This is a genomic window from Klebsiella sp. Sb-30, from assembly GCF_057652795.1.
This window is the reverse complement of the sequence record NZ_CM172749.1, coordinates 629,296-653,043: the sequence shown is the minus strand read 5'-3', so window position 1 is coordinate 653,043 and position 23,748 is coordinate 629,296. Positions and strand designations below refer to the sequence as shown.

18 protein-coding genes are annotated in these 23,748 nt (G+C 58.3%); 9 read left to right on the top strand and 9 right to left on the bottom strand.

Annotation, left to right across the window (positions count from 1 at the left end; genetic code table 11):
• Nucleotides 1-17: 17 nt before the first annotated feature.
• A complete protein-coding gene (gene ygjK / locus AC236I_RS03145) occupies nucleotides 18-2,369 on the top strand; it encodes an alpha-glucosidase (RefSeq protein WP_064359235.1) in 2,352 nt (783 codons plus the stop codon).
• A gap of 67 nt (nucleotides 2,370-2,436) precedes the next feature.
• Here the strand turns inward: ygjK and lsrG are convergent, their stop codons facing one another.
• The 6 genes from lsrG to lsrA are packed head-to-tail and all read right to left on the bottom strand — an operon-like array spanning nucleotide 2,437 to nucleotide 8,158.
• Entirely contained in the window at nucleotides 2,437-2,733 is a 297-nt protein-coding gene (lsrG, locus tag AC236I_RS03140) for a (4S)-4-hydroxy-5-phosphonooxypentane-2,3-dione isomerase (RefSeq protein ID WP_064359236.1), read from the bottom strand.
• Nucleotides 2,730-3,617, bottom strand: a complete 888-nt coding sequence (gene lsrF / locus AC236I_RS03135; RefSeq protein WP_134936074.1) for a 3-hydroxy-5-phosphonooxypentane-2,4-dione thiolase — start codon at nucleotides 3,615-3,617, stop codon at nucleotides 2,730-2,732. Before lsrF ends, lsrG begins: the two co-directional genes overlap by 4 nt.
• An 11-nt stretch (nucleotides 3,618-3,628) precedes the next feature.
• Entirely contained in the window at nucleotides 3,629-4,642 is a 1,014-nt protein-coding gene (gene lsrB / locus AC236I_RS03130; protein WP_004867888.1) for an autoinducer 2 ABC transporter substrate-binding protein LsrB, read from the bottom strand.
• 4 nt (nucleotides 4,643-4,646) lie between these two features.
• Nucleotides 4,647-5,639, bottom strand: a complete 993-nt coding sequence (gene lsrD / locus AC236I_RS03125) for an autoinducer 2 ABC transporter permease LsrD (RefSeq protein ID WP_044350404.1) — start codon at nucleotides 5,637-5,639, stop codon at nucleotides 4,647-4,649.
• On the bottom strand, nucleotides 5,640-6,674 hold the full coding sequence (gene lsrC / locus AC236I_RS03120) for an autoinducer 2 ABC transporter permease LsrC (protein ID WP_015585686.1): 1,035 nt from the start codon (nucleotides 6,672-6,674) through the stop codon (nucleotides 5,640-5,642).
• Nucleotides 6,671-8,158: an autoinducer 2 ABC transporter ATP-binding protein LsrA gene (gene lsrA, locus AC236I_RS03115; RefSeq protein ID WP_004867895.1), complete on the bottom strand. Its 1,488-nt coding sequence runs from the start codon at nucleotides 8,156-8,158 to the stop codon at nucleotides 6,671-6,673. The genes lsrC and lsrA overlap by 4 nt, the downstream gene beginning before the upstream one ends.
• Nucleotides 8,159-8,375: 217 nt before the next feature.
• On the opposite strand from lsrA, the gene lsrR reads away from it, so the two are divergent.
• The 3 genes from lsrR to AC236I_RS03100 all read left to right on the top strand — a co-directional run bounded on the left by lsrR (nucleotide 8,376) and on the right by AC236I_RS03100 (nucleotide 13,190).
• Complete coding sequence (gene lsrR, locus AC236I_RS03110; protein WP_004867898.1) at nucleotides 8,376-9,347, top strand: transcriptional regulator LsrR; 972 nt, start codon at nucleotides 8,376-8,378, stop codon at nucleotides 9,345-9,347.
• A 37-nt stretch (nucleotides 9,348-9,384) separates the two neighbouring features.
• Complete coding sequence (lsrK, locus tag AC236I_RS03105; RefSeq protein WP_004867902.1) at nucleotides 9,385-10,977, top strand: autoinducer-2 kinase; 1,593 nt, start codon at nucleotides 9,385-9,387, stop codon at nucleotides 10,975-10,977.
• A gap of 191 nt (nucleotides 10,978-11,168) precedes the next feature.
• Entirely contained in the window at nucleotides 11,169-13,190 is a 2,022-nt protein-coding gene (locus AC236I_RS03100) for an NADPH-dependent 2,4-dienoyl-CoA reductase (protein ID WP_113990825.1), read from the top strand.
• A gap of 89 nt (nucleotides 13,191-13,279) precedes the next feature.
• Here the strand turns inward: AC236I_RS03100 and rlmG are convergent, their stop codons facing one another.
• Nucleotides 13,280-14,416: a 23S rRNA (guanine(1835)-N(2))-methyltransferase RlmG gene (rlmG, locus tag AC236I_RS03095; RefSeq protein WP_015585685.1), complete on the bottom strand. Its 1,137-nt coding sequence runs from the start codon at nucleotides 14,414-14,416 to the stop codon at nucleotides 13,280-13,282.
• A 136-nt stretch (nucleotides 14,417-14,552) separates the two neighbouring features.
• Here rlmG and AC236I_RS03090 point away from each other — a divergent pair, with 136 nt between their 5' ends.
• The 4 genes from AC236I_RS03090 (at nucleotide 14,553) to sstT (ending at nucleotide 18,866) form a co-directional block, all read left to right on the top strand.
• Nucleotides 14,553-15,053, top strand: coding sequence for a M48 metallopeptidase family protein (locus AC236I_RS03090; RefSeq protein ID WP_032718272.1), 501 nt, complete (start codon nucleotides 14,553-14,555; stop codon nucleotides 15,051-15,053).
• 73 nt (nucleotides 15,054-15,126) lie between these two features.
• The gene (locus AC236I_RS03085) at nucleotides 15,127-16,116 is read left to right on the top strand and encodes a Gfo/Idh/MocA family protein (protein ID WP_118842335.1); all 990 of its coding nucleotides are present in this window, start codon (nucleotides 15,127-15,129) and stop codon (nucleotides 16,114-16,116) included.
• A gap of 280 nt (nucleotides 16,117-16,396) precedes the next feature.
• Nucleotides 16,397-17,365 carry a TerC family protein gene (locus tag AC236I_RS03080; RefSeq protein WP_075808201.1) on the top strand — a complete coding sequence of 323 codons (969 nt, stop codon included), beginning with the start codon at nucleotides 16,397-16,399 and terminating at the stop codon, nucleotides 17,363-17,365.
• Between the two features lie 253 nt (nucleotides 17,366-17,618).
• Entirely contained in the window at nucleotides 17,619-18,866 is a 1,248-nt protein-coding gene (gene sstT, locus AC236I_RS03075) for a serine/threonine transporter SstT (protein WP_004867918.1), read from the top strand.
• 84 nt (nucleotides 18,867-18,950) lie between these two features.
• Here the strand turns inward: sstT and AC236I_RS03070 are convergent, their stop codons facing one another.
• On the bottom strand, nucleotides 18,951-20,438 hold the full coding sequence (locus tag AC236I_RS03070; protein ID WP_113990823.1) for a UxaA family hydrolase: 1,488 nt from the start codon (nucleotides 20,436-20,438) through the stop codon (nucleotides 18,951-18,953).
• Nucleotides 20,439-20,456: 18 nt separating this feature from the next.
• Nucleotides 20,457-21,869, bottom strand: a complete 1,413-nt coding sequence (gene uxaC, locus AC236I_RS03065) for a glucuronate isomerase (RefSeq protein WP_004867932.1) — start codon at nucleotides 21,867-21,869, stop codon at nucleotides 20,457-20,459.
• Nucleotides 21,870-22,350: 481 nt separating this feature from the next.
• Between uxaC and AC236I_RS03060 the strand changes: the two genes are divergently transcribed.
• Nucleotides 22,351-23,652, top strand: a complete 1,302-nt coding sequence (locus AC236I_RS03060; RefSeq protein ID WP_004867935.1) for an MFS transporter — start codon at nucleotides 22,351-22,353, stop codon at nucleotides 23,650-23,652.
• Nucleotides 23,653-23,748: the final 96 nt, after the last annotated feature.

The following is a 23,748-nucleotide window of genomic DNA, read 5'->3' as shown; positions in this document are numbered from 1 at the left end:
GAAGGGATATAAATACCATGAATATCACCACCCGTTTCACGCCGCTGGCCTGTGCGCTGCTACTGAGTTTTTCCGCCCACGCGGTCACCGCCGATGCGTTTAAAAACGTCATCAACCGGACCGGTTCGCCACAGTACATGCATGATTTTGACCACGATGACCACCAGCGTTTTAACCCGTTTTTCGATCTCGGTGCGTGGCACGGACATCTGCTTCCGGATGGCCCGGCAACCATGGGCGGCTTCCCCGGCCCGGCGCTGCTGACGGAAGAGTACATCAACTTTATGGCCACCAGCTTCGACCGACTGACGGTCTATCAGAACGGTCAAAAAGTGGCCTTCACCCTTCAGGCCTGGAGTCTGCCCGGCGCGCTGGTACAGACGCTAACCGCCCCCGGCGTACGCGTAGTCATGACCCTGCGCTTTGCCAGCCCGCACACCTCGCTGCTGGAGACCAAAATCACCAGCAATACGCCGCTCACCCTGGTATGGGACGGCGCGCTGCTGGAAAAACTGGAAGCCAAAGAGGGAAAACCACTCTCGGATAAGACCATCGACGGCGCATTCCCGGATTATCAGCGCCGCCTGACGGCAACCCACGACGGACTGACGGTGAGCTTCGGCAAGGTACGCGCCGCTTCTGACCTGATGACCTCCGGTGAGTCGCAGTATCAGATCCATAAGTCCCTGCCAGCCGAGACCAAAATCGACGGCCACCGCTTTACCAGCACGGCCAAAATCAGCGGCTCCACGACGATTTACACAACCTATTCACATCTGCTGACCGCGGAGCAGGTGCGAACGGAGAAAGCACAGATCCGCGATATCCTCGCTCGCCCGGCGTTCTACCTGAACGCGTCGCAGCAGCGCTGGGACGGCTATCTGCAAAAAGGGCTGACTAACCCGGATGCGACCGCCGAACAGACCCGGGTGGCGGTTAAGGCTATCGAAACGCTTAACGGTAACTGGCGCGCGCCGGGCGGCGCAGTGCAGCACAATACTGTCACTCCATCGGTCACCGGGCGCTGGTTCTCCGGCAATCAGACCTGGCCCTGGGATACCTGGAAACAGGCTTACGCCATGGCGCACTTTAACCCCGAGATCGCCAAAGAGAATATTCGCGCGGTCTTCTCCTGGCAGATTCAGGCCAACGACAAGGTACGCCCGCAGGACGTCGGCTTCGTCCCGGACCTCATCGCCTGGAACCTGAGCCCAGAGCGCGGCGGCGATGGTACTAACTGGAATGAGCGCAATACCAAGCCAAGCCTGGCCGCCTGGTCGGTGATGGAGGTCTATCGCGTCACCAAAGATAAAGCGTGGCTACAGGAGATGTATCCGAAGCTGGTGGCCTATCACGACTGGTGGCTACGCAATCGCGATCATAACGGCAACGGCGTGCCAGAGTACGGTGCCACTCGCGATAAAGCCCATAATACCGCCAACGGCGCGATGCTGTTTACGCTCAAAAAAGGCGACAACGAGGAGACACTTTCTGGCCTGAAAACCTATGAAGCCGTCACCCGCAAGGGGGATTATGACAGCCTGGAGATCCCGGCGCAGGTCGCCGCGTCCTGGGAGTCAGGGCGCGATGATGCGGCGGTGTTCGGCTTTATCGATAAAGATCAGCTGGATAAGTATGTGGCCAACGGCGGCAAGCGCAGTGACTGGACGGTCAACTTTGCCGAAAACCGCGATAAACAAGGACATCTGCTGGGCTATTCACTGTTACAGGAGTCGGTTGATCAGGCCAGCTATATGTACAGCGACAACCACTATCTGGCGGAGATGGCGACCCTTCTAGGTAAACCCGATGAGGCGAAACGCTACCGGGCGCTGGCACAGAAGCTGGCGGACTATATCAACACCTGTATGTTCGACCCGCAGACCTCGTTCTATTACGACATTCGGATCGAAGAAAAGCCGCTGGCCAACGGCTGCGCCGGGAAGCCGATTGTCGAACGCGGCAAAGGCCCGGAAGGCTGGTCGCCGCTGTTTAACGGCGCGGCAACCCAGCAGCACGCCGATGGGGTGATCAGCGTGATGCTCGATGCCAAAGAGTTCAATACCTTCGTACCGCTGGGTACCGCCGCATTAACCAACCCGGCATTTGGCCCGGATATTTACTGGCGCGGCCGCGTGTGGGTGGATCAGTTCTGGTTTGGCCTCAAAGGCATGGCACGCTACGGTCATCGTGAAGAAGCACTCAAGCTGGCGGATACCTTCTTTAAGCACGCCAAAGGACTCACCTCCGACGGCCCGATTCAGGAGAACTACAACCCGCTGACCGGCGCCCAGCAAGGCGCGCCCAACTTCTCCTGGAGCGCCGCGCATTTGTATATGTTGTATAACGATTTTTTCAGGAAACCGTAGTCCATTAATGCCCGGTGGCGCTACGCTTACCGGGCCTACGGGATTTGACTCGTAGGCACGGTAATGTCTACACCTCCGGCAGCAACCCCACGAAACTGCGTTTCTTACGCGGTTCCGACATCATCTCGTCGAGCTTTTCCACGCAGGTCAGGTAGTGCGGGGTTTTCTTATGCGCCAGCACCGCCTCATCATCTTTATAGGCTTCATAGATAAAAAAACGGGTCTTCACCTCCGGGTCCTGCAGCACGTCAAATCGCAGGTTGCCCGGCTCTTTCAGCGCCCCTTCATGGTTAGCCCGAAAGACGTCAAGAAACTCCGCCACCCGCTCTGGCCTGATATTAATCTCCACCAGCGTCACGTTCATTTTTTCTCTCCCTGTTTCTCTTCCTGCCAGAACTGATACGCCTCGCGGGCGCTCATATTCTCATGGACCACTTTTTTCACCGCCTTTAACATCGCCCGCGGCGCGCTGGACTGGAAGATATTGCGCCCCATATCGACGCCGGATGCCCCCTGGTCAAGCGCCCGCCAGCACATCTCCAGCGCTTCATGTTCCGGCAGTTTTTTGCCTCCGGCGATCACAATCGGCACCGGGCAGCTGGCGGTGACTTTTTCAAACCCCTCGTCGACAAAATAGGTTTTGACAAACTGCGCCCCCATCTCAGCAGCAATGCGGCTGGCAAGCGAGAAGTAGCGGGCGTCGCGGGTCATCTCTTTCCCCACGCCGGTCACCGCCAGCACCGGCATACCGTAGCGGTTGCCCGCATCCACCAGCTTAATGATGTTATTGATCGACTGGTGTTCGTACTCGCTGCCGATATAGACCTGCGCCGCCACCGCGCAGACGTTGAGGCGCAGAGCATCCTCCATCGCCACGGCAACGCACTCGTTGGAGAGCTCGCTAAGAATAGAATTACCGCCGGAGGCGCGCAGCACCACCGGTTTGTTGGTCGCCGCCGGCACCTGGCTGCGTAGCACGCCGCGGGTACACATCAGCACGTCGGTCTCCTCAAACAGCGGAGCAATAGAGAGATCGATACGTTCAAGCCCGGTGGTCGGCCCCTGGAAGTAGCCATGATCGAAAGCCAGCATGACCGTGCGGTTGCTCTGCGGATTAAAGATACGCGCCAGCCGGGACTGCATCCCCCACTCCAGTGAACCACAGCCTTTCAACGTATAGAGCGTATTCTTCTGCGGCCGGTCAAAGCCGAAGTCTTTCCCCTCTTTGATATCGTCTAAATCTGCCATCTCGTCCTCCATCAGAAGTCGTAGTTATTGATGTTCTCTTTGGTGAACACCACGCGCTCCGGCAGCAGTACGATACCGTTGCCTTTCGCTTCATACTGGTAGCCCTGCACGCTGTTTGGCTCGACCTTCAGCGTGCCGATATCTTTGATGTCCACGCTATCACCAACGTTAAGATCGCCTTTTTTCAGCAGCCGATCGGCGACGTTCACCGCAATTTTTCCCTGCTGTACCACATCCCACAGGCCGAAGGCTTTTACCGTGCCGCGCTCGACGTAGGGGCGCATCACATTCGGCGTGCTGAAGCCGACAATCGCCACGCCCTGGCGCTTGAGGTTCTCTGCCGCCTGCGCGGCGGCCGGCAGCGCGTTGGCGTCAGGGGCGATAATGGCGTCGAGATCCGGATACGCTTTTAAGATTCCCTCGGCGGTTTGCAGCGATTTAGTGGCGTCGTTATAGCCGAACTGGGTGGTCACCACCTCCCACTGCGGATGCTCTTTTTCGATTTTGGCTTTCGCCTCTTTCACCCACTGGTTCTGGTCGGTCACCGTCGGGCTGGAGTAGAAAAATGCCACTTTAGCGGCGGGCTTCGTCACCTGTTTTTCCGCCATCTCAACCAGCAGGCCGCCGAGCTGCTGCGGAGTCCCCTGGTTGATGTAGATGCTGCGGCACTCGGGTTTGGTATCGGAGTCCCAGGTCAGAACCTTCACGCCGCGCTGCATCGCCCGCTTCAGCGCCGGACACAGGCCATCCGGCGACACCGCCGAGACGATAATCGCGTTGTAGCCCTGATTGACGAAGTTGTTGATTAGCTGCACCTGGCCGGACACGCTGGGTTCGGTCGGACCGTCGTAGGTCACGTCCACCGCCAACGCTTTGCCGGCCTCTTTCGCGCCGTTGCCGCCGCTGGTAAAGAAGCCCACGCCGACCAGCTTAGGAATAAAAGCGATGCGGTCAGCCGCCTGAGCCACCGCGACACTCATGGCCAGCGCCAGGGCACTGATTTGCAGGATATGTTTTGCTTTCATCTTGTTATGCTCCGATTGTTTTACGCGAGAGAAGACGCCGCCAGGTCATCCGCACCCATTCGCGGTGCAGGCTCAGCGAACGCCCCATCACCACCACAACCAACAGCGCCCCTGACAGCGCGCTCGACACCTGGTTGGGGATGCCGACCATCTGTAAACCCTGTTGCAGGTACCCCACCAGCAGTGCCGCCAGCGCCGTACCGAGTATCGAACCCGACCCGCCATAAATATTCGCTCCGCCGAGCACGGCAGCGGTCAGCGCCGGCATCAGCAGATCGCGGCCTAAATCCGAACGCGCCGAACCGAAATAGGAGACCAGAATCAACGCGGCGATTGCCGACGCCACGCCCACCAGGCCATACAGCACGTAGGGCATACCGTTGACCGACAGCGCGGCATAGCGTGCTGCTCTGGGATTTTGTCCAAGTAAAAAGAGGTGGCGGCCAAACCGCCCGCGATGGGTCAACAGCCAGAAAAAAAAGGTGATGATGGCAAACATCACCAGCGGCAGCGGTAGGCCAAATAGCGTCAGGTTGGCAAAAGCAGTAAAGCTATCGGGAAAGCCGCCAATCCCTTCATAGCCCGTCGCCCCGGCCATTCCCGAAAGCAGCAGCGCCCCGCCGCCGTAGAGATACAGCGTGCCGAGAGTAATCACCAGCGGACTGATGCCGGTGTAGTGAATCAGCGCAGCATTCACCAGGCCGCACAGCAGCCCAATGGCAAGGGTGAGCGGAATCGCCAGCCCCAGCGGCCAGCCCGCCTGCATCATTACCCCCAGCGCGATGGCGCACAGGCCAATGGTGGAGCCGAGGGAAATATCAATACCGCCGCTGATGATCACCAGGGTCAGCGGCAGTGCGACAATACCAATACAGATAAAGTCGCTGGTACTAAACAGCAGCATGTTGATATCCAGCATGCGCGGATTGATCGCCCCAAACAGCAGAATCTCCAGCACCAGTAATGCCAGCAGCGCGCTTTCCCAGTTAAGTTTCATCTACGCCACCTCTTTGTTTTTACGTTTTTCGAACGGGGTGACGTGCTTTCCCCCTTTGTTGCCGGGCTGAAAACGGCTGTACTTCAGCGCCCGCTGATGCCGCGCCAGCGCCTGGCGCAGCCGTCCGTCGAGCACCAGTACGCCCAGCAGAACGAGGCCGGCGATAAAGTCGTTCCACCATGCCGGCAGCCGCAGCAGCACCAGTACGGTATCGATTTGAGTGAGGAAAAAGGCGCCGAGAAAAGCGCCGACGAGGGTTCCGGTCCCGCCGAGCAGCGAGATCCCGCCCAGCACGCAGGCGGCGATCGCTTTCATCTCCAGTCCGCTACCGGTCTGGTTGGGGACAAAGCCAATCTGCGCGGCAAAGACGATCCCGGCGCAGGCCGCCAGCATGCCGTTAAGCGTAAAGGCCAGCATCCGCGTGCGGTTGACCGCGACGCCCAGCTGACGCGCGGCGGCCAGGTTATCGCCCACGGCGTAAAAATCGCGACCAAAGGCGGTGCGTGCCAGCAGCCAGGTCCCGCTCAGCAGCAGCGCCAGCACCAGCCAACCCAGCGGCGATACGCCGATAAAGAACGGTTCAGAGAGCGACTTCAGACTATCGGGCAGCCCCTCGATCCACTTGCCTCCGGTCCACAGCAGCATCATTCCGCGATACAACCCCAGGGTGCCGAGCGTCGCGACAATCGCCGGAATGCGCAGGCCAACCACCAGCAGGCCGTTGAAGACCCCCGCCAGTGCGCCAATCGCCAGCGCAAAGACAATCGCCGCCGTCAGGCCATAGCCACCGTTGAGCGCGGCACCGACCGCAATCGCGCTCAGGCCGACGGTCGAGCCGACGGAGACGTCAATATTGCGGGTCAGCATGACCAGCGTCGCCCCCAGCGCCAGCAGACAGAGGATTTGCGAACTGGCAAAAATCATCGCCAGAATTTGCAGGTTGAACCAGGCCGGGTTGAGCGCAATCAGCAGCGCAAAGAGCGCCAGAATCGCCAGCAACGCGCTCAGCTCGCGGTTTCGGAGTAACGTTTTCATGACTGCCCTCCAAAGGCCAGGGTCATCATGCGATCGACGGTGACCGCCTGTCGCAGCAGTTCCCCGCTCTGCCGGCCCTGGTGCATAACCACCACCCGGTCGGCCAGCCCGACAAACTCATCCAGATCGCTTGATATCATCAGCACCGCCACGTTTTGCGCGGCGACGCTTTTCAGCAGTTGATAGATATCGGCCCGGGCGGAAACATCCACGCCGCGCGTCGGTTCATCGACAATCAGCAGCAGCGGATTGGCCTCCAGACAGCGGGCCAGCAGCACCTTTTGCTGATTGCCGCCGGAGAGCGTGCGCACGGTCTGATCGCTGTGATTAAGTTTGATGCCCAGCGCCCGGTGGTAACGCTCCACCACCGCCGCTTCGCGCTGGCGCTGCTGCCACCACGATGGCTGGTTAAACATCACCGTGTTCCAGCGCACCGGGGCATCGAGAAACAGCCCGGAGACCTGCCGATCTTCCGGCAGATAAACCAGCCCGCTGGCGAGCCGCGCGCGCGTGCTGTCGCGACTGATATCGCGGTTTTCCAGCCATATCCGGCCGGCCCGCGACGGGCGCAGGCCGTAGAGCGTCTCGGCAAATTCGGTGCGCCCGGATCCCACCAGCCCGGCGAGGCCAACGATCTCCCCGGCATGGATCTCCAGACTGAGATCGATAAAGCCTTCACCGGTCAGATCGTCCACCCGCAGCACCGGGAAATCCTGCGGCTGGGTGCGGCGATTCCCCGGCAGCGCCAGCCATAGCTTCTGGGTATCGCTAAGATCGTGTCCGCGAGCGGCGGGGGTCATTGCATCGATCAGCTGCGCGTCGCTGTAGCTCGCCGTGTCGCCGTTCAGCACCACCGCGCCGTCGCGCATGACCGAGATATGGCTGGCGATCTGACGGATCTCCGGCAGCTTGTGCGAGATAAACACGATACCGACGCCGAGATCCTGCAGAGCGCGGATCTGACGAAACAACCGATCCGTCTCCCCGGGCGTTAACGAGGCGGTGGGTTCATCGAGGATCAGGATCTGCGCATCGCGCATCAGACCGCGCAGGATCTCCACCATTTGCTGATCCGCCACTTCCAGCGTCCCGGCCACCGCCTCCAGATTGAGCTGGCAGTTCAACTGCCGCAGCGTCTCCTGCAGCCGCCCGTTGTTATCGGGCCGTCCGGGCAGGCGGAAAAGAATGTTTTCCCGAACCGTCAGATTAGGAAACAGCATCGGTTCCTGGGGAACAAGGTAAACGCCCAGTTGATGAGCCAGCGCCGGGTTGAGACGCGCAAAAGCGCGGCCGCCAAGAATGAGTTCACCCTCGTCGGGCGTTTCCACCCCGGCGATAATCTTCATCAGCGTCGATTTTCCCGCGCCATTACCGCCCATCAGCGCATGCACCTGGCCGGAAAAGAGCGTGAAATCAATGCCCTTTAATACGGCGATGCCGGAGAACTGTTTGCGAATCTGACGGGCTTCAAGCAGTGGCTTCATCATCGCGCCTCGTATGAACAAATGATTTTTTAATTTAATAATGTTCAAAAGCGTAGACGGTGAACTATATTTACAACCGTGCAAAGATCACAGTTTCATGCTTTAGATCGTTGGAAAAAACCTGCAAACAATGAAAGATCGGTTTTGCCGGGCGGCTCACACTTTCCGACCGCGCAATAACGAACATATGATCTAAATTTTTATAAGAGTTCACTTTATGAGCGAAAAACGCATTACGGAAGAGAGCCGCTACGCGGGCCTGGCGCTAGCCGAAGAGGAGCTGGTGGCGCGGGTAGCCTGGTGTTACTACCACGACGGATTGACGCAGAACGATATCGGCGAGCGCCTGGGGCTGCCGCGGTTAAAGATCTCCCGCCTGCTGGAGAAAGGCCGCCAGTCCGGGGTGATCCGCGTGCAGATCAACTCCCGCTATGAAGGGTGTCTGGCGCTGGAAACCGAGCTGCAACAGCGTTTTGACCTGAAGATTGCCCGCGTGCTGCCGGCGCTCAATACGCCACCGATGAATACGCGGCTGGGGATCGGCGCGGCGCAATCGCTGATGGGGGTACTGGAACCTGGGCAGCTGCTGGCGGTGGGGTTTGGTGAAGCTACCATGAGCTGTCTGCAGCACCTGAGCGGATTTATCAGTTCGCAGCAGGTGCGGCTGGTGACGCTTTCCGGCGGCGTGGGCCCCTATATGACCGGTATCGGTCAGCTGGACGCCGCCTGTCGCGTCAGCATCATTCCGGCGCCGCTGCGGGTCTCTTCGGCCGACGTGGCTGACATTCTGCGTCGGGAGTCGAGCGTCCGGGATGTGATTCTGGCGGCCACCGCGGCGGATGCTGCGGTCGTGGGGATCGGCGCCATCGACCAGCGCCGCGACGCAACCATCCTGCGCTCCGGCTACATCAGCGAAGGCGAACAGTTGATGTATGCGCGTAAAGGCGCGGTGGGCGACATTTTAGGTTATTTCCTGCAGGCCGACGGCAGGCGGGTTGAGGATCTGGAGATTCACCGGGAATTACTCGGCGTCACCCTCGACGAGCTGGCGCAGCTGCCGACCATCGTCGGCGTTGCCGGTGGCACGGAAAAAGCGCAGGCGATTTATGCCGCCCTGACGGGCAAACGCATCAATGGCCTGGTAACGGAAGAGACAACAGCACGCGCGGTGCTCACGCTGGCCTCCTGATGGCCCTGCGCCGCGCAACAACCGCGAGGCGCATGTCATGAGTTACCTGTTAGCGTTAGATGCCGGGACCGGCAGTATTCGGGCGGTGATTTTCGATCTCAGCGGCCACCAGGTCGCGGTCGGTCAGGCGGAATGGAAGCACCTGAGCGTGGAAAATGTTCCCGGCTCAATGGAGTTTGACCTCACCACCAACTGGCTGCTGGCCTGCCAGTGTATCCGCCAGGCGCTGGCCGCCGCGCACCTTCAGGCGGCCGATATTCAGTCCATCGCCTGCTGTTCCATGCGTGAAGGCATCGTCCTGTACGACCGCAACGGCGAGGCTATCTGGGCCTGCGCCAACGTCGATGCCCGCGCCAGCCGCGAAGTCTCGGAGCTTAAAGAGATCCATGATTATCAGTTTGAATCGGAAGTCTATGATGTCTCGGGCCAGACGCTGGCACTAAGCGCCATGCCGCGCCTGCTGTGGCTGGCTCACCATCGCCCGGATATTTACCGTCAGGCTGCCACTATTACGATGATTAGCGACTGGCTGGCGGCAAAACTCTCCGGCGAGCTGGCCGTTGACCCATCCAATGCCGGTACCACCGGAATGCTCGACCTGTTCAGCCGAGACTGGCGCCCGGCGCTGCTCGATATGGCCGGGCTGCGTGCGGATCTGCTCTCGCCGGTCAAAGAGACCGGCACTCCGCTCGGCGCGGTGACCGATACGGCAGCGCAGCAGTGCGGACTCCGTGCCGGCACGCCGGTGATCATGGGCGGCGGCGATGTACAGCTTGGCTGCCTGGGTCTGGGGGTGGTACGCGCCGGCCAAAGCGCGGTGCTGGGGGGAACCTTCTGGCAACAGGTGGTGAACCTGCCGGAGGTCCGCACCGATCCACAGATGAATATCCGCATCAACCCGCACGTCATACCCGGCATGGCGCAGGCCGAGTCGATCAGCTTCTTTACCGGCCTGACCATGCGCTGGTTCCGCGATGCTTTTTGCGCCGAAGAGAAGCTGGTTGCCGAACGCCTGGGGGTGGATGCGTATGCTCTCCTCGAAGAGATGGCCAGCCGCGTACCGGCAGGTTCCCACGGCGTGATGCCGATTTTCTCCGATGCCATGCACTTTAAGCAGTGGTATCACGCCGCGCCGTCGTTTATTAACCTCTCCATCGATGCGGAAAAATGCAACAAGGCCACTCTGTTCCGCGCCCTGGAGGAGAACGCAGCGATTGTCTCTGCCTGTAACCTGGCGCAAATCTCCCGCTTCTCCGGCGTGACGTTCGACAGCCTGGTGTTCGCCGGAGGCGGCTCGAAAGGAGCATTATGGAGCCAGATTCTCAGCGATGTCACCGGCTTGCCGGTGCGGGTCCCGGCTGTGCGCGAAGCCACGGCGCTGGGCTGCGCGATCGCCGCCGGAACCGGCGCCGGCCTGTACAGCGATATGGCCAGCACGGGTGAGAAGCTGGTGAGCTGGCATCGGGTGTTTACCCCCAATCCGGCGCACCGCGAACTGTACCAGGGGATGATGGAGAAATGGCAATCGGTCTATGCCGACCAGCTCGGGCTGGTCGACAGCGGGCTGACCACCTCGATGTGGCAGGCGCCAGGCCTTGAGCGGCGCCCACCTGTCGTTCCGGCCCCCTGACCCTCCACGGAACGTCTGTCCCAGGTGCAAAATCCCCTCTTCCCTTCGAGGAGGGGAACTTCCCGTCACCGTTATTTGAATCCCATCACAATCACCGCACGCCCTTTTTCACTTTTCGCTGACGACGGCTAAATTAGTAACTCATCCGACCACATAACAATAATGTTACATATAAGAGACTGGAAGCCATTATGAGCCACTACCCGTCGTTATTCGCCCCGCTCGACCTGGGGTTCACCCAGTTGAAAAACCGCGTGCTGATGGGTTCCATGCACACCGGGTTGGAAGAACATGCCGACGGCGCGCAACGGCTGGCGGCCTTTTACGCCGAACGCGCGCGTCACGGCGTGGCGCTGATTGTCACCGGCGGGATTGCGCCAGTGGATTCCGGCGTCACGATGGCCGGCGGCGCGGTGCTCGATGATGCCCGCCATCTGGCGCACCATCGGCATATTACCGATGCGGTTCATCGCGAAGGGGGCAAAATCGCCCTGCAAATTTTGCATACCGGCCGCTACAGCTATCAGCCGCGGCCGGTGGCTCCGTCGGCATTGCAGGCGCCGATTAACCGCTTTACCCCGCATGCGCTAAGCCATGATGAGATCCTGCAGCTGATCGCCGATTTTGCCCACTGCGCGCAGCTGGCCCGGGAGGCCGGCTATGATGGCGTCGAAGTGATGGGGTCAGAGGGCTATTTAATCAACGAATTCCTCGCCGCGCGCACCAACCAGCGTGACGACCAGTGGGGCGGCGATTACGCCCGGCGCATGCGCTTTGCCGTAGAAGTCGTGCGTGCGGTACGCGAACGGGCTGGCCACGATTTCATTATTATCTACCGCCTGTCGATGCTCGACCTGGTCAACGACGGCAGTACGCTGCCGGAAGTGATTGAGCTGGCGCAGGCCATCGAGGCGGCAGGCGCGACCCTCATCAACACCGGTATCGGCTGGCACGAAGCGCGTATTCCGACCATTGCGACACCGGTACCGCGCGGCGCCTTCAGCTGGGTCACCCGGAAACTGAAAGGTGCGGTGTCGATCCCCCTGGTCACCACTAACCGTATCAACGATCCTGACGTCGCGGATGCGATCCTCGCCCGCGGCGACGCCGATATGGTGTCAATGGCCCGGCCGTTTCTGGCCGACGGCGAGTTCCTTTCCAAAGCTCAAAGCGGGCGCGCCGATGAGATCAATACCTGTATCGGCTGTAACCAGGCCTGCCTGGATCAGATCTTTGCCGGTAAAGTGACCTCTTGTCTGGTCAATCCGCGGGCCTGCCACGAAACTCTGATGCCGGTTACGCCTGCTGTCGGGCCAAAGCGCCTGGCCGTTGTGGGCGCAGGCCCTGCCGGCCTGGCCTTTGCCGTAAATGCCGCCGCGCGCGGCCACTCGGTCACCCTGTTTGATGCCCAGCAGGAGATTGGCGGGCAGTTTAATATCGCCAAACAGATCCCCGGCAAAGAGGAGTTTTACGAAACGCTGCGCTACTACCGGCGCATGCTGGATCTGCACGGCGTTAACCTGCAGCTGGGCCAGCAGGTCACGGCGGATCGTTTGCTGGACTTTGACGAAACGATCCTCGCCACCGGGATCGCCCCGCGAATGCCGGAGATCGCCGGAATAACCCATCCGAAGGTGATGAGCTACCTCGACGTGCTGCGCGACAAGGCGCCGGTGGGTCAGAGCGTCGCGATTATCGGCTGCGGTGGGATCGGCTTTGATACCGCGATGTACCTCAGCCAGCCTGGCGTTGCCACCAGCCAGAACATCGACGCGTTCTGCGAGGAATGGGGTATTGATACGACTTTGCAGAGCGCAGGCGGACTGCGTCCGGAAGGGCCGCTGCGGGAGAAAAGCCCGCGGCGCATTGTGATGCTCCAGCGCAAGGCCGGCAAACCCGGAGATGGGTTAGGCAAGACCACCGGCTGGATCCACCGGGCTACGCTGCTGGCCCGCGGCGTCAACATGATCCCGGGAGTCAGCTATCAGAAGATCGACGATGAGGGATTACATGTCACGATCGGCGGCGAGATCCGGATATTGCCGGTTGATCAGGTGATTATCTGCGCCGGTCAGGAGCCGAAGCGCGAACTGGCGGATCCGCTACGCGCGGCCGGAAAAGTCGTGCATCAGATTGGCGGGTGCGATGTCGCGATGGAGCTGGATGCTCGCCGCGCCATCGCCCAGGGAACGCGGCTCGGGCTGACCATTTAACGGCGCGGCCTGAATGACCCGCTGGCCCGGGCGACAGGCGACAGGCGACGACGATTGCTATCGCGCAGCCTGTCGCCCGACAAATGCGATCAGCGGATCTTGCGTACCTTCACCGCCTTCAACACCACAAATTTATTGTTGGTGGCGACGGTGGCGCAGTTACCGAAAATTTTCTTCAGCTTGTGGAAGTAATCCAGATGACGGTTGGCCACGATATACAGCTCACCGTTGATCTTCAGGCAGCGGCGCGCGTGGTGGAACATCTCCCAGGCGATATTATCGGTTAACGCGTGTTTCTGGTGGAAAGGCGGGTTGCACAACACAGCGTTGAAGCGGAAAGGCTCAACGCCGGACAGCGCGTTGTTAATCATAAACTCGCAGCGATCCAGCGCCTCGGGCATGTTGGTTTCCACGTTCAGACGACTGGAGGCGACGGCCATCGGCGACTCATCGACGAACACCACGTTAGCCTGCGGGTTCTTCTCCAGCAGCGTCAGGCCAATCACTCCGTTACCACAGCCCAGATCGACAATCTCGCCTTCAAGATCCGACGGCAGGTGTTCGATAAAGAAACGCGCGCCAATATCCAGCCCGGTGCGGGAGAACACGTTCGCGTGGTTGTGAATAGTCCAGTCGGTCCCTTCCAGCTTCCAGCTCAGCGTCTGCGGCGCATCGGCAAGCGCCGGTTCGCTGAACGTACAGTTGATCAGGCGGGCTTTCTTCCAGGCCAGGGTGGTGGTGGTCGGCCCCAGCACTTTCTCAAACAGCTCCAGCGTAGAAGTATGGATATCACGCGCCTTTGCGCCGGCGATGATACGGGTTTGCGGCGTCACGACCTGGCGCAGCGCGCGCAGCTGCTGCTCGAGCAAGGCCAGCGTTTTCGGAACTTTAATCAGAACAACGCCTGGCGCCGACGGATACTCCGCGGTGCTGTCGAGAAACTTGACGCTGGATTCCGCGATATCGTTATGGCGTAAATTCTCACGCGTCGCGAGCTCGGTGAGGTAAGAGTCACCGATGCTAAACGGCGTATGCTCCGCCAGCGCGCAGCTCAGTGCGCCAAAGGTATCGTTGAAAATCAGGACCGGGCCGTTAATCTCCGTGTCATCCAACTGCTGCAGCAGATATTCATCCGCCGCTTCCCACGCCAGTAGCGGGTTAACGTCATCCGTTTCCGGAAAACGTTTTAGTGTCAGTGAACGGAAACCGTTGTCTAAGTGGCTCATCGGCCCTCCTGAATGGTAAAATTTCGGCGTTATCCCTGAAAGGGTGCGTGAGTATACCCTTTTTATACACAAAATCATTCAAGATGCGCCGATGCAGCCTGAAGGAGGATGTGAAGATCTTTTATCTGGAGCTGTCATGAGTCAACTCACTTACCTGCAGGGCTATCCGGAGAATTTACTTTCTCAGGTCCGCACATTGATTGCCGAGCAGCGCCTGGGGGCGGTTCTGCAGAAGCGCTATCCGGAAGGTCACGACGTCAATAACGATAAGGCGCTGTATCAGTACACGCAGGATCTGAAAACCCGCTATTTACGCGGCGCGGCGCCGATCAACAAGGTGATGTACGACAGCAAGATCCACGTCTTGAATAATGCGCTCGGCCTGCATACCGCGATTTCGCGGGTCCAGGGCGGTAAGCTGAAAGCAAAAGCCGAAATCAGAGTGGCCACGGTGTTCCGCGAAGCGCCGGAGGCGTTTTTACGTATGATTGTGGTGCATGAGCTGGCGCACCTTAAGGAGAAGGAGCATAACAAAGCCTTCTATCAACTCTGTTGCTATATGGAGCCGCAGTACCACCAGCTGGAGTTCGATACCCGTCTGTGGCTAACGCATCTTTCGTTAAATCGTTCTGCGTAGTCGCGCACTGGTTTTGTCATGGTGGCATGTTAGAGTGACCAAAGGTTCCCTTTAACGGAGTTCGTCAACGTTTATGATACGTTTCGCAGTTGTTGGCACAAACTGGATAACAAAACAGTTTGTCGATGCCGCCCATGAAACGGGCAAGTATAAACTCACCGCGATTTACTCTCGCAGCCTTGAACAGGCGCAGGCCTTTGCGAGCGATTATCCCGTCGACCAGCTGTTTACGTCGCTGGACGATCTGGCGCAAAGCGATGCTGTCGACGCGGTTTACATTGCCAGCCCGAACTCCCTGCACTTCCCGCAAACGCAGCTGTTCCTCAAACATAAAAAGCACGTGATTTGTGAAAAACCGCTGGCCTCAAACCTGCGGGAAGTCGAAGACGCCATTCGGATCGCTCACGAAAACCAGGTGGTGCTGTTCGAAGCCTTCAAAACCGCCAGCCTGCCAAATTTTCTGCTGCTGCAGCAGTCGCTCGGTAAGGCAGGCAAACTGCACAAAGCGTTTTTCAACTACTGCCAGTACTCCTCCCGCTATCAGCGCTATCTCGACGGTGAGAACCCGAACACCTTTAACCCGGCCTTCTCCAACGGCTCGATTATGGATATCGGCTTCTATTGTCTGGCCTCGGCGGTGGCGCTGTGGGGCGAACCGCGCGCGGTTCACGCCAGCGCCAGCCTGCTGGACAGCGGCGTTGATGCCCAGGGTACCGTGATCCTCAGCTACGCCGGTTTTGACGTCACCCTGCACCACTCTAAAGTGAGCGACTCCACGCTACCAAGCGAAATTCAGGGTGAAGCCGGCGCGCTGGTGATCGAAAAAATCTCCGAGTGCCAGAAGCTCTCTTTCATCCCACGCGGTGGGAAGGCTCAGGATCTGACGCAGCCACAGCATATCAATACTATGCTGTACGAGGCGGAGGCGTTTGCGCATCTGGTGGAGAACAACCAGGTTGTTCACCCGGGGCTGGAAGTCAGCCGTATTACGGCCAGACTGCTGAGCGAAATTCGTCGTCAGACCGGCGTCGTATTCCCGGCCGATGGTCCGCAGGGGGCGTAAAAGAGTGTAAAGAGGCCGTCAGCAACCATTGACGCCCTTTATGACTTGTCATATTTTGTTACGCGCAAAGGGGAGTAACTTCCTTGCCGGTGGATCGTCATTACGATGCGTGCAAAACCGCATCCGGTCGCCGGGCAATAATAAAAGGTCCTGCCGTCATCGCGCGGTTCTTTTATTGTTGTAAGTGAGACCTTGCCGGAAGGCGAGGTCTATGCATAAACACGCAGCGGCTGCCGTCTTCCGACGTCAGCCGTTTTGTTTTTATGTAAGGAATTAAGTAATGAATACTGTCGGCACACCGTTGTTATGGGGCGGATTCGCCGTGGTCGTGGTGATCATGCTAGCCATCGATCTGCTTCTTCAGGGACGGCGTGGTGCGCATGGCATGACCATGAAACAGGCCGCGGGTTGGTCTATTCTCTGGGTAACGCTCTCCCTTCTCTTTAACGCCGTCTTCTGGTGGTACCTGACACAAACCCAGGGCCGTGCCGTTGCCGATCCGCAGGCGCTGGCTTTCCTTACCGGCTATCTGATTGAAAAATCGCTGGCCGTGGACAATGTCTTTGTCTGGCTGATGCTGTTCAGCTACTTCTCCATCCCGCCTGCGCTGCAGCGCCGGGTGCTGGTTTACGGCGTGCTGGGGGCGATCGTGCTGCGTACGGTGATGATCTTTACCGGAAGCTGGCTGATCTCCCAGTTCGAGTGGCTGCTCTATCTCTTCGGTGCTTTCCTGCTGTTTACCGGTGTGAAGATGGCGCTGGCGAAAGAGGATGCTTCCGGCATCGGCGACAAACCGCTGGTACGCTGGATCCGCGGCCATCTGCGGATGACCGATAAGATTGAAGGCGAGCGTTTCTTTACGCGGCAAAACGGCGTCCTGTTCGCCACGCCGCTGCTGCTGGTGCTGATCCTGGTCGAGCTGAGCGACGTGATTTTTGCGGTCGATAGTATCCCGGCAATCTTCGCCGTAACCACCGATCCGTTTATCGTGCTGACGTCGAACCTGTTCGCGATTCTCGGCCTGCGCGCCATGTACTTCCTGCTGGCCGGCGTCGCGGAGCGCTTCTCCATGCTGAAATATGGTCTGTCGATCATTCTGGTCTTTATCGGTATCAAGATGCTGATCGTCGACTTCTACCATATCCCGATTGGCGCCTCGCTCGGCGTCGTTGGCGGTATTCTGGCGCTGACGCTGCTGATTAACGCCTGGGTCAATAAGCAACACGACAAGAAGAAATTACAGCACTAAGCCCTAAATGGCCGGGTGAAAACCACTTTCACCCGGTCAGCAACGCCCGCCGCGTATTATTTCTCGCCATGTCACAAAAACGTTAATACATAGTTAAAAAATAAGATCTCAGCTAAATAAGCAGCATTTTACGCTTCCAGGATGGCGCACTTTCCGTATACTCGACCAGGCAAACATTTATTTACATCCGGACATAAACGTAACAAATAATACGTACATGGGACCGGTAGCAACATCACAACAAGGGATAATCATGACGACACAAACTCCCCCATCGGGCCTGCTACAGCGCCTGGCTCAGGGCAGCCTGGTCAAACAAATTTTAATCGGTCTGGTGCTTGGCGTGCTGCTGGCGCTGGTTTCAAAACCTGCGGCGATCGCCGTTGGCCTGCTCGGTACGCTGTTTGTCGGCGCGCTGAAAGCCGTAGCGCCGGTGCTGGTGCTGATGCTGGTGATGGCCTCCATCGCTAACCACCAGCAGGGGCAAAAAACCAGCATCCGTCCGATTCTGTTCCTGTATCTGCTGGGGACGTTCAGCGCCGCACTCACCGCCGTGCTGTTCAGCTTTGTCTTCCCTTCCACGCTGCACCTGACCTCCGCGGCCGGCGATATTACGCCGCCGTCGGGGATTGTTGAAGTACTGCGCGGGCTGCTGATGAGCATGGTTTCAAACCCGGTCGACGCCCTGCTCAATGCCAACTATATCGGGATTCTGGTGTGGGCCGTGGGTCTGGGCTTTGCGCTGCGTCACGGCAATGAGACGACAAAAAACCTGATCAACGATGTCTCCCACGCGGTGACCTTTATTGTGAAACTGGTTATTCGGTTTGCGCCGCTGGGTATTTTCGGCCTGGTCTCCTCAACCCTGGCGACCACCGGGTTTGAAACCCTGTGGGGCTACGCGCAGCTGCTGATGGTGCTGGTGGGCTGTATGCTGCTGGTGGCGCTGGTGATTAACCCGCTGCTGGTGTTCTGGAAAATCCGCCGCAACCCCTATCCGCTGGTGCTGACCTGCCTGCGCGAAAGCGGCGTGTATGCTTTCTTTACCCGCAGCTCCGCCGCCAATATTCCGGTCAATATGGCGCTGAGTGAAAAGCTGAATCTCGATCGCGATACCTATTCGGTATCGATCCCGCTGGGCGCCACCATCAACATGGCCGGGGCCGCCATCACCATTACGGTGCTGACGCTGGCTGCTGTACATACCCTGGGGATTCCGGTGGATCTGCCTACCGCGCTGCTGTTGAGCGTCGTGGCGTCGCTGTGCGCCTGCGGTGCTTCCGGCGTGGCGGGCGGCTCCCTGCTGCTGATCCCGCTGGCCTGCAACATGTTCGGGATCCCCAATGATATCGCCATGCAAGTGGTTGCCGTCGGCTTTATCATCGGCGTGCTGCAGGACTCCTGTGAGACCGCGTTGAACTCCTCCACCGACGTGCTGTTTACCGCCGCCGCCTGTATGGCGGAAGACGAGCAGCTGGCGAAAAACGCGCTGCGCGATTAATCCCGACCTTCCCCTCCGCTCATCTGCGGAGGGGCCTTCTTCCCTCTCTCGCGTTTCCATTTTAAACGGAACGGATGCGCTTCATTACAACGTGACGCCGCTTTTGAAGATCGCCAGTTCACGGAAATCATTGCGCTCATTGCAGGTCGGTTTGCCATTGACGATATCAACGAGGGTATCGATAAACTCTTCCAGCAGCTGAGGCATCGCTTTACCGTGAATCAGCTGACCGGCGTCAAAATCGATCCAGTGTTTCTTTTTCGCCGCCAGTTCGCTGTTAGTGGCGATTTTGACCGTCGGCACAAAACCACCGTACGGCGTGCCGCGACCGGTACTAAACAGCACCATATGACACCCCGCACCGGCCAGCGCGCTGGTTGCCACCGCATCGTTGCCCGGCGCGCTCAGCAGATTGAGGCCATGCACTTTTAAACGTTCGCCATAGCGCAGGACGTCCACCACTTCGCTGGAGCCCGCTTTCTGCGTGCAGCCCAGCGATTTATCTTCCAGCGTCGTGATCCCGCCCGCTTTGTTACCCGGCGACGGGTTCTCGTAAATGGGCTGGTTATGCGCAATGAAGTACTGTTTAAAGTCATTCACCATCGTCACCAGCTTGTCGAAGGTTTGTTCATCGCGGCAGTGGCTCATCAGCAGCTGCTCAGCGCCGAACATTTCCGGCACCTCCGTCAACACGGTGGTGCCGCCGTTGGCGATCAGGTAATCCGAGAAGCGTCCCAGCATCGGGTTCGCGGTAATCCCCGAAAGGCCGTCCGATCCGCCGCACTCGAGGCCAAACTTCAGCTCGCTCAGTTTGCCTGGCTCACGTTTGTCGTGGCGCATCACCTCATAAAGCTGATGCAGATGCTCCAGTCCCGCTTCCACCTCATCATCCTGCTTCTGGCAGATCATAAAGTGTACGCGCTGAGGATCGAACTCACCGAGGGTTTCACGGAACGCGTCGACCTGGTTGTTCTCACAGCCCAGGCCAATCACCAGCACCGCCCCGGCGTTCGGGTGACGCACCATGTTTTGCAACATGGTGCGGGTATTGATGTGATCATCACCCAGCTGCGAACAGCCGTAAGTGTGACTGAAGAGAAAGACGCCATCGGTGCCTTCCGCTTCGTTGGTCTCTTTCAGAAACCGGTTCTGAATCTGACGGGCGATACCGTTGACACAGCCGACGGTCGGCAGGATCCACAGTTCATTGCGCACCCCGACCTCCCCGTTCGCACGACGATAGAGCTGCACGTCGCGGTCGGCCGGCTGCGCCGACGGCTCGGCAAGATCCGGTTGATAGCGATACTCGTCAAGGTCGCTCAGGTTGGTACGCGTATTATGGGCATGAATATGTTCCCCTGGCGCAATATCCGCCAGCGCATGACCAATGGGCAGACCATACTTGATGACGTTTTCTCCCTTCGCAATCGCGCGTAATGCGAACTTATGACCACGGACAACGTCCTGGCTTAAGGTGACCGCAGCATCATCAATGGTGACCTGGGTACCCGTCGCCATATCTGCTAACGCGACAGCAACGTTATCCTGCGAATGGATTTTAATGTATTGCATAGCAACCGACCTCTGGTCTTAATTCAGTTCAATCGCGAAGTAATCACGCGCATTGTTAAAGCAGATATTTTTCACCATCTCGCCCAGCAGCTGAATATCCGCCGGCGCTTCACCCGCGGCAACCCAGCGGCCGATCATCTGGCACAGGATGCGACGGAAATACTCATGGCGGGTGTAGGACAAGAAGCTGCGGCTGTCGGTCAGCATGCCGACGAAACGACTGAGCAGACCAAGCTGCGCCAGCTGGGTCATCTGACGTTCCATGCCGTCTTTCTGATCGTTGAACCACCAGCCGGAACCGAACTGCATCTTGCCCGGCATCCCTTCGCCCTGGAAGTTACCGATCATCGTGCCCAGCACTTCGTTATCGCGCGGGTTCAGGCAGTAAAGAATGGTTTTCGGCAGCAGGTTTTCTTCATTCTGCTTGCTCAGCAGTCGGGACAGCTCTTCCGCCATCGGGCGATCGTTGATGGAATCAAAGCCAACATCCGGCCCTAACAGCTTGAACTGACGCTGATTATTGTTACGCAGCGCGCCAATGTGATACTGCTGGACCCAGCCACGGCGAGCGTATTCTGCTCCCAGGAAGACCAGCACAGCCGTTTTAAACTGCGCCACTTCATGTTCGCACAGGATGGAACCGGCCAGACGGCGGGCAAGGATGCTATCGAGTTCCGCTTCGCTGGCTTCAGCAAACAGCACCACATCCAGCGCATGGTCGGAGACTTTACAGCCGTGCGCGGCGAAGTGATCCAGACGTTTGACCAGCGCAGCCTGCAGATCGGCAAAGCGGCGGATGTCGGTATCTGAAACTTCACCCAGCTTCGCCATGTAGTCGTTAAACGTCGCCTGCTCAATGTTGAACGCTTTATCCGGACGCCAGCTTGGCAGCACTTTGGTCGTGAAGGTCGCGTCTTTCGCCACCGCCGCATGATGTTCCAGCGAATCGATCGGATCGTCGGTGGTGCCGACCATTTTCACGTTCATCTGCGTCATGATACCGCGGGCGGAGAAGCGCTCCTGGGCCAGCAGATCGTTGCACTGATTCCAGATCTCATCCGCGGTGGACGGAGACAGCAGCTTACCCGTAATCCCAAACGGGCGGCGCAGCTCCAGATGGGTCCAGTGATAGAGCGGATTGCCGATCGTATGCGGTACGGTAGCTGCCCATGCGTCAAACTTCTCGCGGTCCGAAGCATCGCCGGTACACAGGCGTTCAGCCACGCCATTGGTGCGCATTGCGCGCCATTTGTAGTGGTCACCTTTCAGCCAGATGTCATACAGGTTTTTAAAACGATAATTTTCGGCAATCTGCTGCGGCGGAAGGTGGCAGTGATAGTCGAAAATCGGCTGGTCTTTGGCGTAGTCGTGGTACAAACGGCGGGCAAACTCGGTATCAAGCAGAAAATCTTCGGTCATAAACGGTGTCATTTTCATTTCCTCTTCGCCCCATTGAGGAGCCCTTCAGATGATTGACTATCATGCTGACAAAGTTATCACACCAATTTCTACAGGCCGAAATCTTTTTCGTGAGATAGATCAATAAACGCTGACAAAAAAAGTACCCTTTCTGGAGTAAACCCTCGTGCAAGCCGCGCCAGCACTGGCTTTGCTCGCAAGAAATAATACCCCCATAAACTTTCCCACTTTTGTGACAGTACTCAACTTTTAAAGTTGTATGACAAGTTATCTTTCTGCCGTCGCAACATATAAACCGTTGGAATGTATTCGCGATGATTCAATACATCGCATTGACCGGTACGGATACCGAATTAAGCAAAACAATTGATGGCAAGGTTCGGGCCATATGGGTTTTCCCTCCTGAGCCCTCCGTTTCTCCTTCTCAACCCCTGTACAGGGTTTGAAGATGGCCGCACTCGCTGCGGAGATATAACAAACGATGAGGTTTTACATGCGTAAAATTAAAGGGTTACGTTGGTATATGATCGCACTGGTGACAATGGGCACCGTGCTGGGTTACCTGACACGTAACACTGTGGCTGCGGCTGCGCCGACTCTGATGGAAGAGTTACACATCTCCACCCAACAGTATTCCTATATCATCGCAGCCTATTCAGCTGCTTATACCGTCATGCAGCCGGTGGCAGGCTACGTCCTTGACGTGCTGGGGACGAAGATCGGTTATGCCTTCTTCGCGATCGCCTGGGCCGTTTTCTGTGGTTCAACGGCGCTGGCGGGCAGCTGGGGCGGATTAGCGCTGGCTCGTGGCGCGGTCGGCGCGGCGGAAGCGGCGATGATCCCGGCAGGCCTGAAGGCCAGCTCCGAATGGTTCCCGGCAAAAGAACGCTCTATTGCCGTCGGTTACTTCAACGTGGGCTCCTCAATCGGCGCGATGATCGCCCCGCCGCTGGTCGTCTGGGCGATTGTGATGCACAGCTGGCAGATGGCGTTCATTATCTCCGGTGTCCTGAGTTTTATCTGGGCCATGGCGTGGCTGGTCTTCTATAAACACCCTCGTGACCAGAAAAAATTAACCACTGAAGAACGCGACTACATCATCGGCGGTCAGGAATCGCATCACCAGACCAACAACAGCAAGAAAATGTCTCCGTGGCAGATCCTGCGCAACCGTCAGTTCTGGGGCATCGCGCTGCCGCGCTTCCTTGCCGAGCCAGCATGGGGGACCTTCAATGCCTGGATCCCGCTGTTCATGTTTAAAGTCTATGGCTTTAACCTGAAAGAAATCGCGATGTTTGCATGGATGCCAATGCTGTTTGCTGACCTGGGCTGCATCATCGGGGGCTATCTGCCGCCGCTGTTCCAGCGCTGGTTCGGGGTTAACCTGATTGTGTCGCGTAAAATGGTCGTGACCATGGGCGCACTGCTGATGATTGGCCCGGGGATGATCGGCCTGTTTACCAGCCCGTTTGTGGCTATCGCCCTGCTGTGCGTCGGCGGCTTTGCCCACCAGGCACTGTCCGGTGCGCTGATTACGCTCTCTTCCGACGTATTTGGCCGTAACGAAGTGGCTACGGCAAACGGCCTGACCGGTATGGCGGCCTGGATGGCGAGTACCATGTTCGCCCTGGTGGTCGGCGCTCTGGCGGATACCATTGGTTTCAGCCCGCTGTTCGCCGTACTGGCGGTCTTCGATCTGCTGGGCGCCCTTGTCATCTGGACCGTACTGAAGAACAAGTCAGCCGATGACGACGCCCCGCCGCTCAAAACGACTAAGCCGGTGACGCAAAGCTAGTCCTGATACGGTGAGATCTGTTTACAAAGCCGCCTCATTGAAGGCGGCTTTTTCATGTCTGACGGTGGTGAGATGCGCGTAAAAGTGGTATAACAA

Bases quoted from the DNA above. Each gene is read 5' to 3' on its own strand.
- lsrC (WP_015585686.1), bottom strand. From the start codon at position 6,674: ATGAAAACGTTACTCCGAAACCGCGAGCTGAGCGCGTTGCTGGCGATT.
- ygjK (WP_064359235.1), top strand. From the start codon at position 18: ATGAATATCACCACCCGTTTCACGCCGCTGGCCTGTGCGCTGCTACTG.
- rlmG (WP_015585685.1), bottom strand. From the start codon at position 14,416: ATGAGCCACTTAGACAACGGTTTCCGTTCACTGACACTAAAACGTTTT.
- lsrD (WP_044350404.1), bottom strand. From the start codon at position 5,639: ATGAAACTTAACTGGGAAAGCGCGCTGCTGGCATTACTGGTGCTGGAG.
- AC236I_RS03090 (WP_032718272.1), top strand. From the start codon at position 14,553: ATGAGTCAACTCACTTACCTGCAGGGCTATCCGGAGAATTTACTTTCT.
- AC236I_RS03080 (WP_075808201.1), top strand. From the start codon at position 16,397: ATGAATACTGTCGGCACACCGTTGTTATGGGGCGGATTCGCCGTGGTC.
- AC236I_RS03070 (WP_113990823.1), bottom strand. From the start codon at position 20,438: ATGCAATACATTAAAATCCATTCGCAGGATAACGTTGCTGTCGCGTTA.
- lsrG (WP_064359236.1), bottom strand. From the start codon at position 2,733: ATGAACGTGACGCTGGTGGAGATTAATATCAGGCCAGAGCGGGTGGCG.
- AC236I_RS03085 (WP_118842335.1), top strand. From the start codon at position 15,127: ATGATACGTTTCGCAGTTGTTGGCACAAACTGGATAACAAAACAGTTT.
- lsrA (WP_004867895.1), bottom strand. From the start codon at position 8,158: ATGAAGCCACTGCTTGAAGCCCGTCAGATTCGCAAACAGTTCTCCGGC.
- lsrF (WP_134936074.1), bottom strand. From the start codon at position 3,617: ATGGCAGATTTAGACGATATCAAAGAGGGGAAAGACTTCGGCTTTGAC.
- lsrB (WP_004867888.1), bottom strand. From the start codon at position 4,642: ATGAAAGCAAAACATATCCTGCAAATCAGTGCCCTGGCGCTGGCCATG.
- AC236I_RS03100 (WP_113990825.1), top strand. From the start codon at position 11,169: ATGAGCCACTACCCGTCGTTATTCGCCCCGCTCGACCTGGGGTTCACC.
- AC236I_RS03060 (WP_004867935.1), top strand. From the start codon at position 22,351: ATGCGTAAAATTAAAGGGTTACGTTGGTATATGATCGCACTGGTGACA.
- lsrR (WP_004867898.1), top strand. From the start codon at position 8,376: ATGAGCGAAAAACGCATTACGGAAGAGAGCCGCTACGCGGGCCTGGCG.
- lsrK (WP_004867902.1), top strand. From the start codon at position 9,385: ATGAGTTACCTGTTAGCGTTAGATGCCGGGACCGGCAGTATTCGGGCG.
- sstT (WP_004867918.1), top strand. From the start codon at position 17,619: ATGACGACACAAACTCCCCCATCGGGCCTGCTACAGCGCCTGGCTCAG.
- uxaC (WP_004867932.1), bottom strand. From the start codon at position 21,869: ATGACACCGTTTATGACCGAAGATTTTCTGCTTGATACCGAGTTTGCC.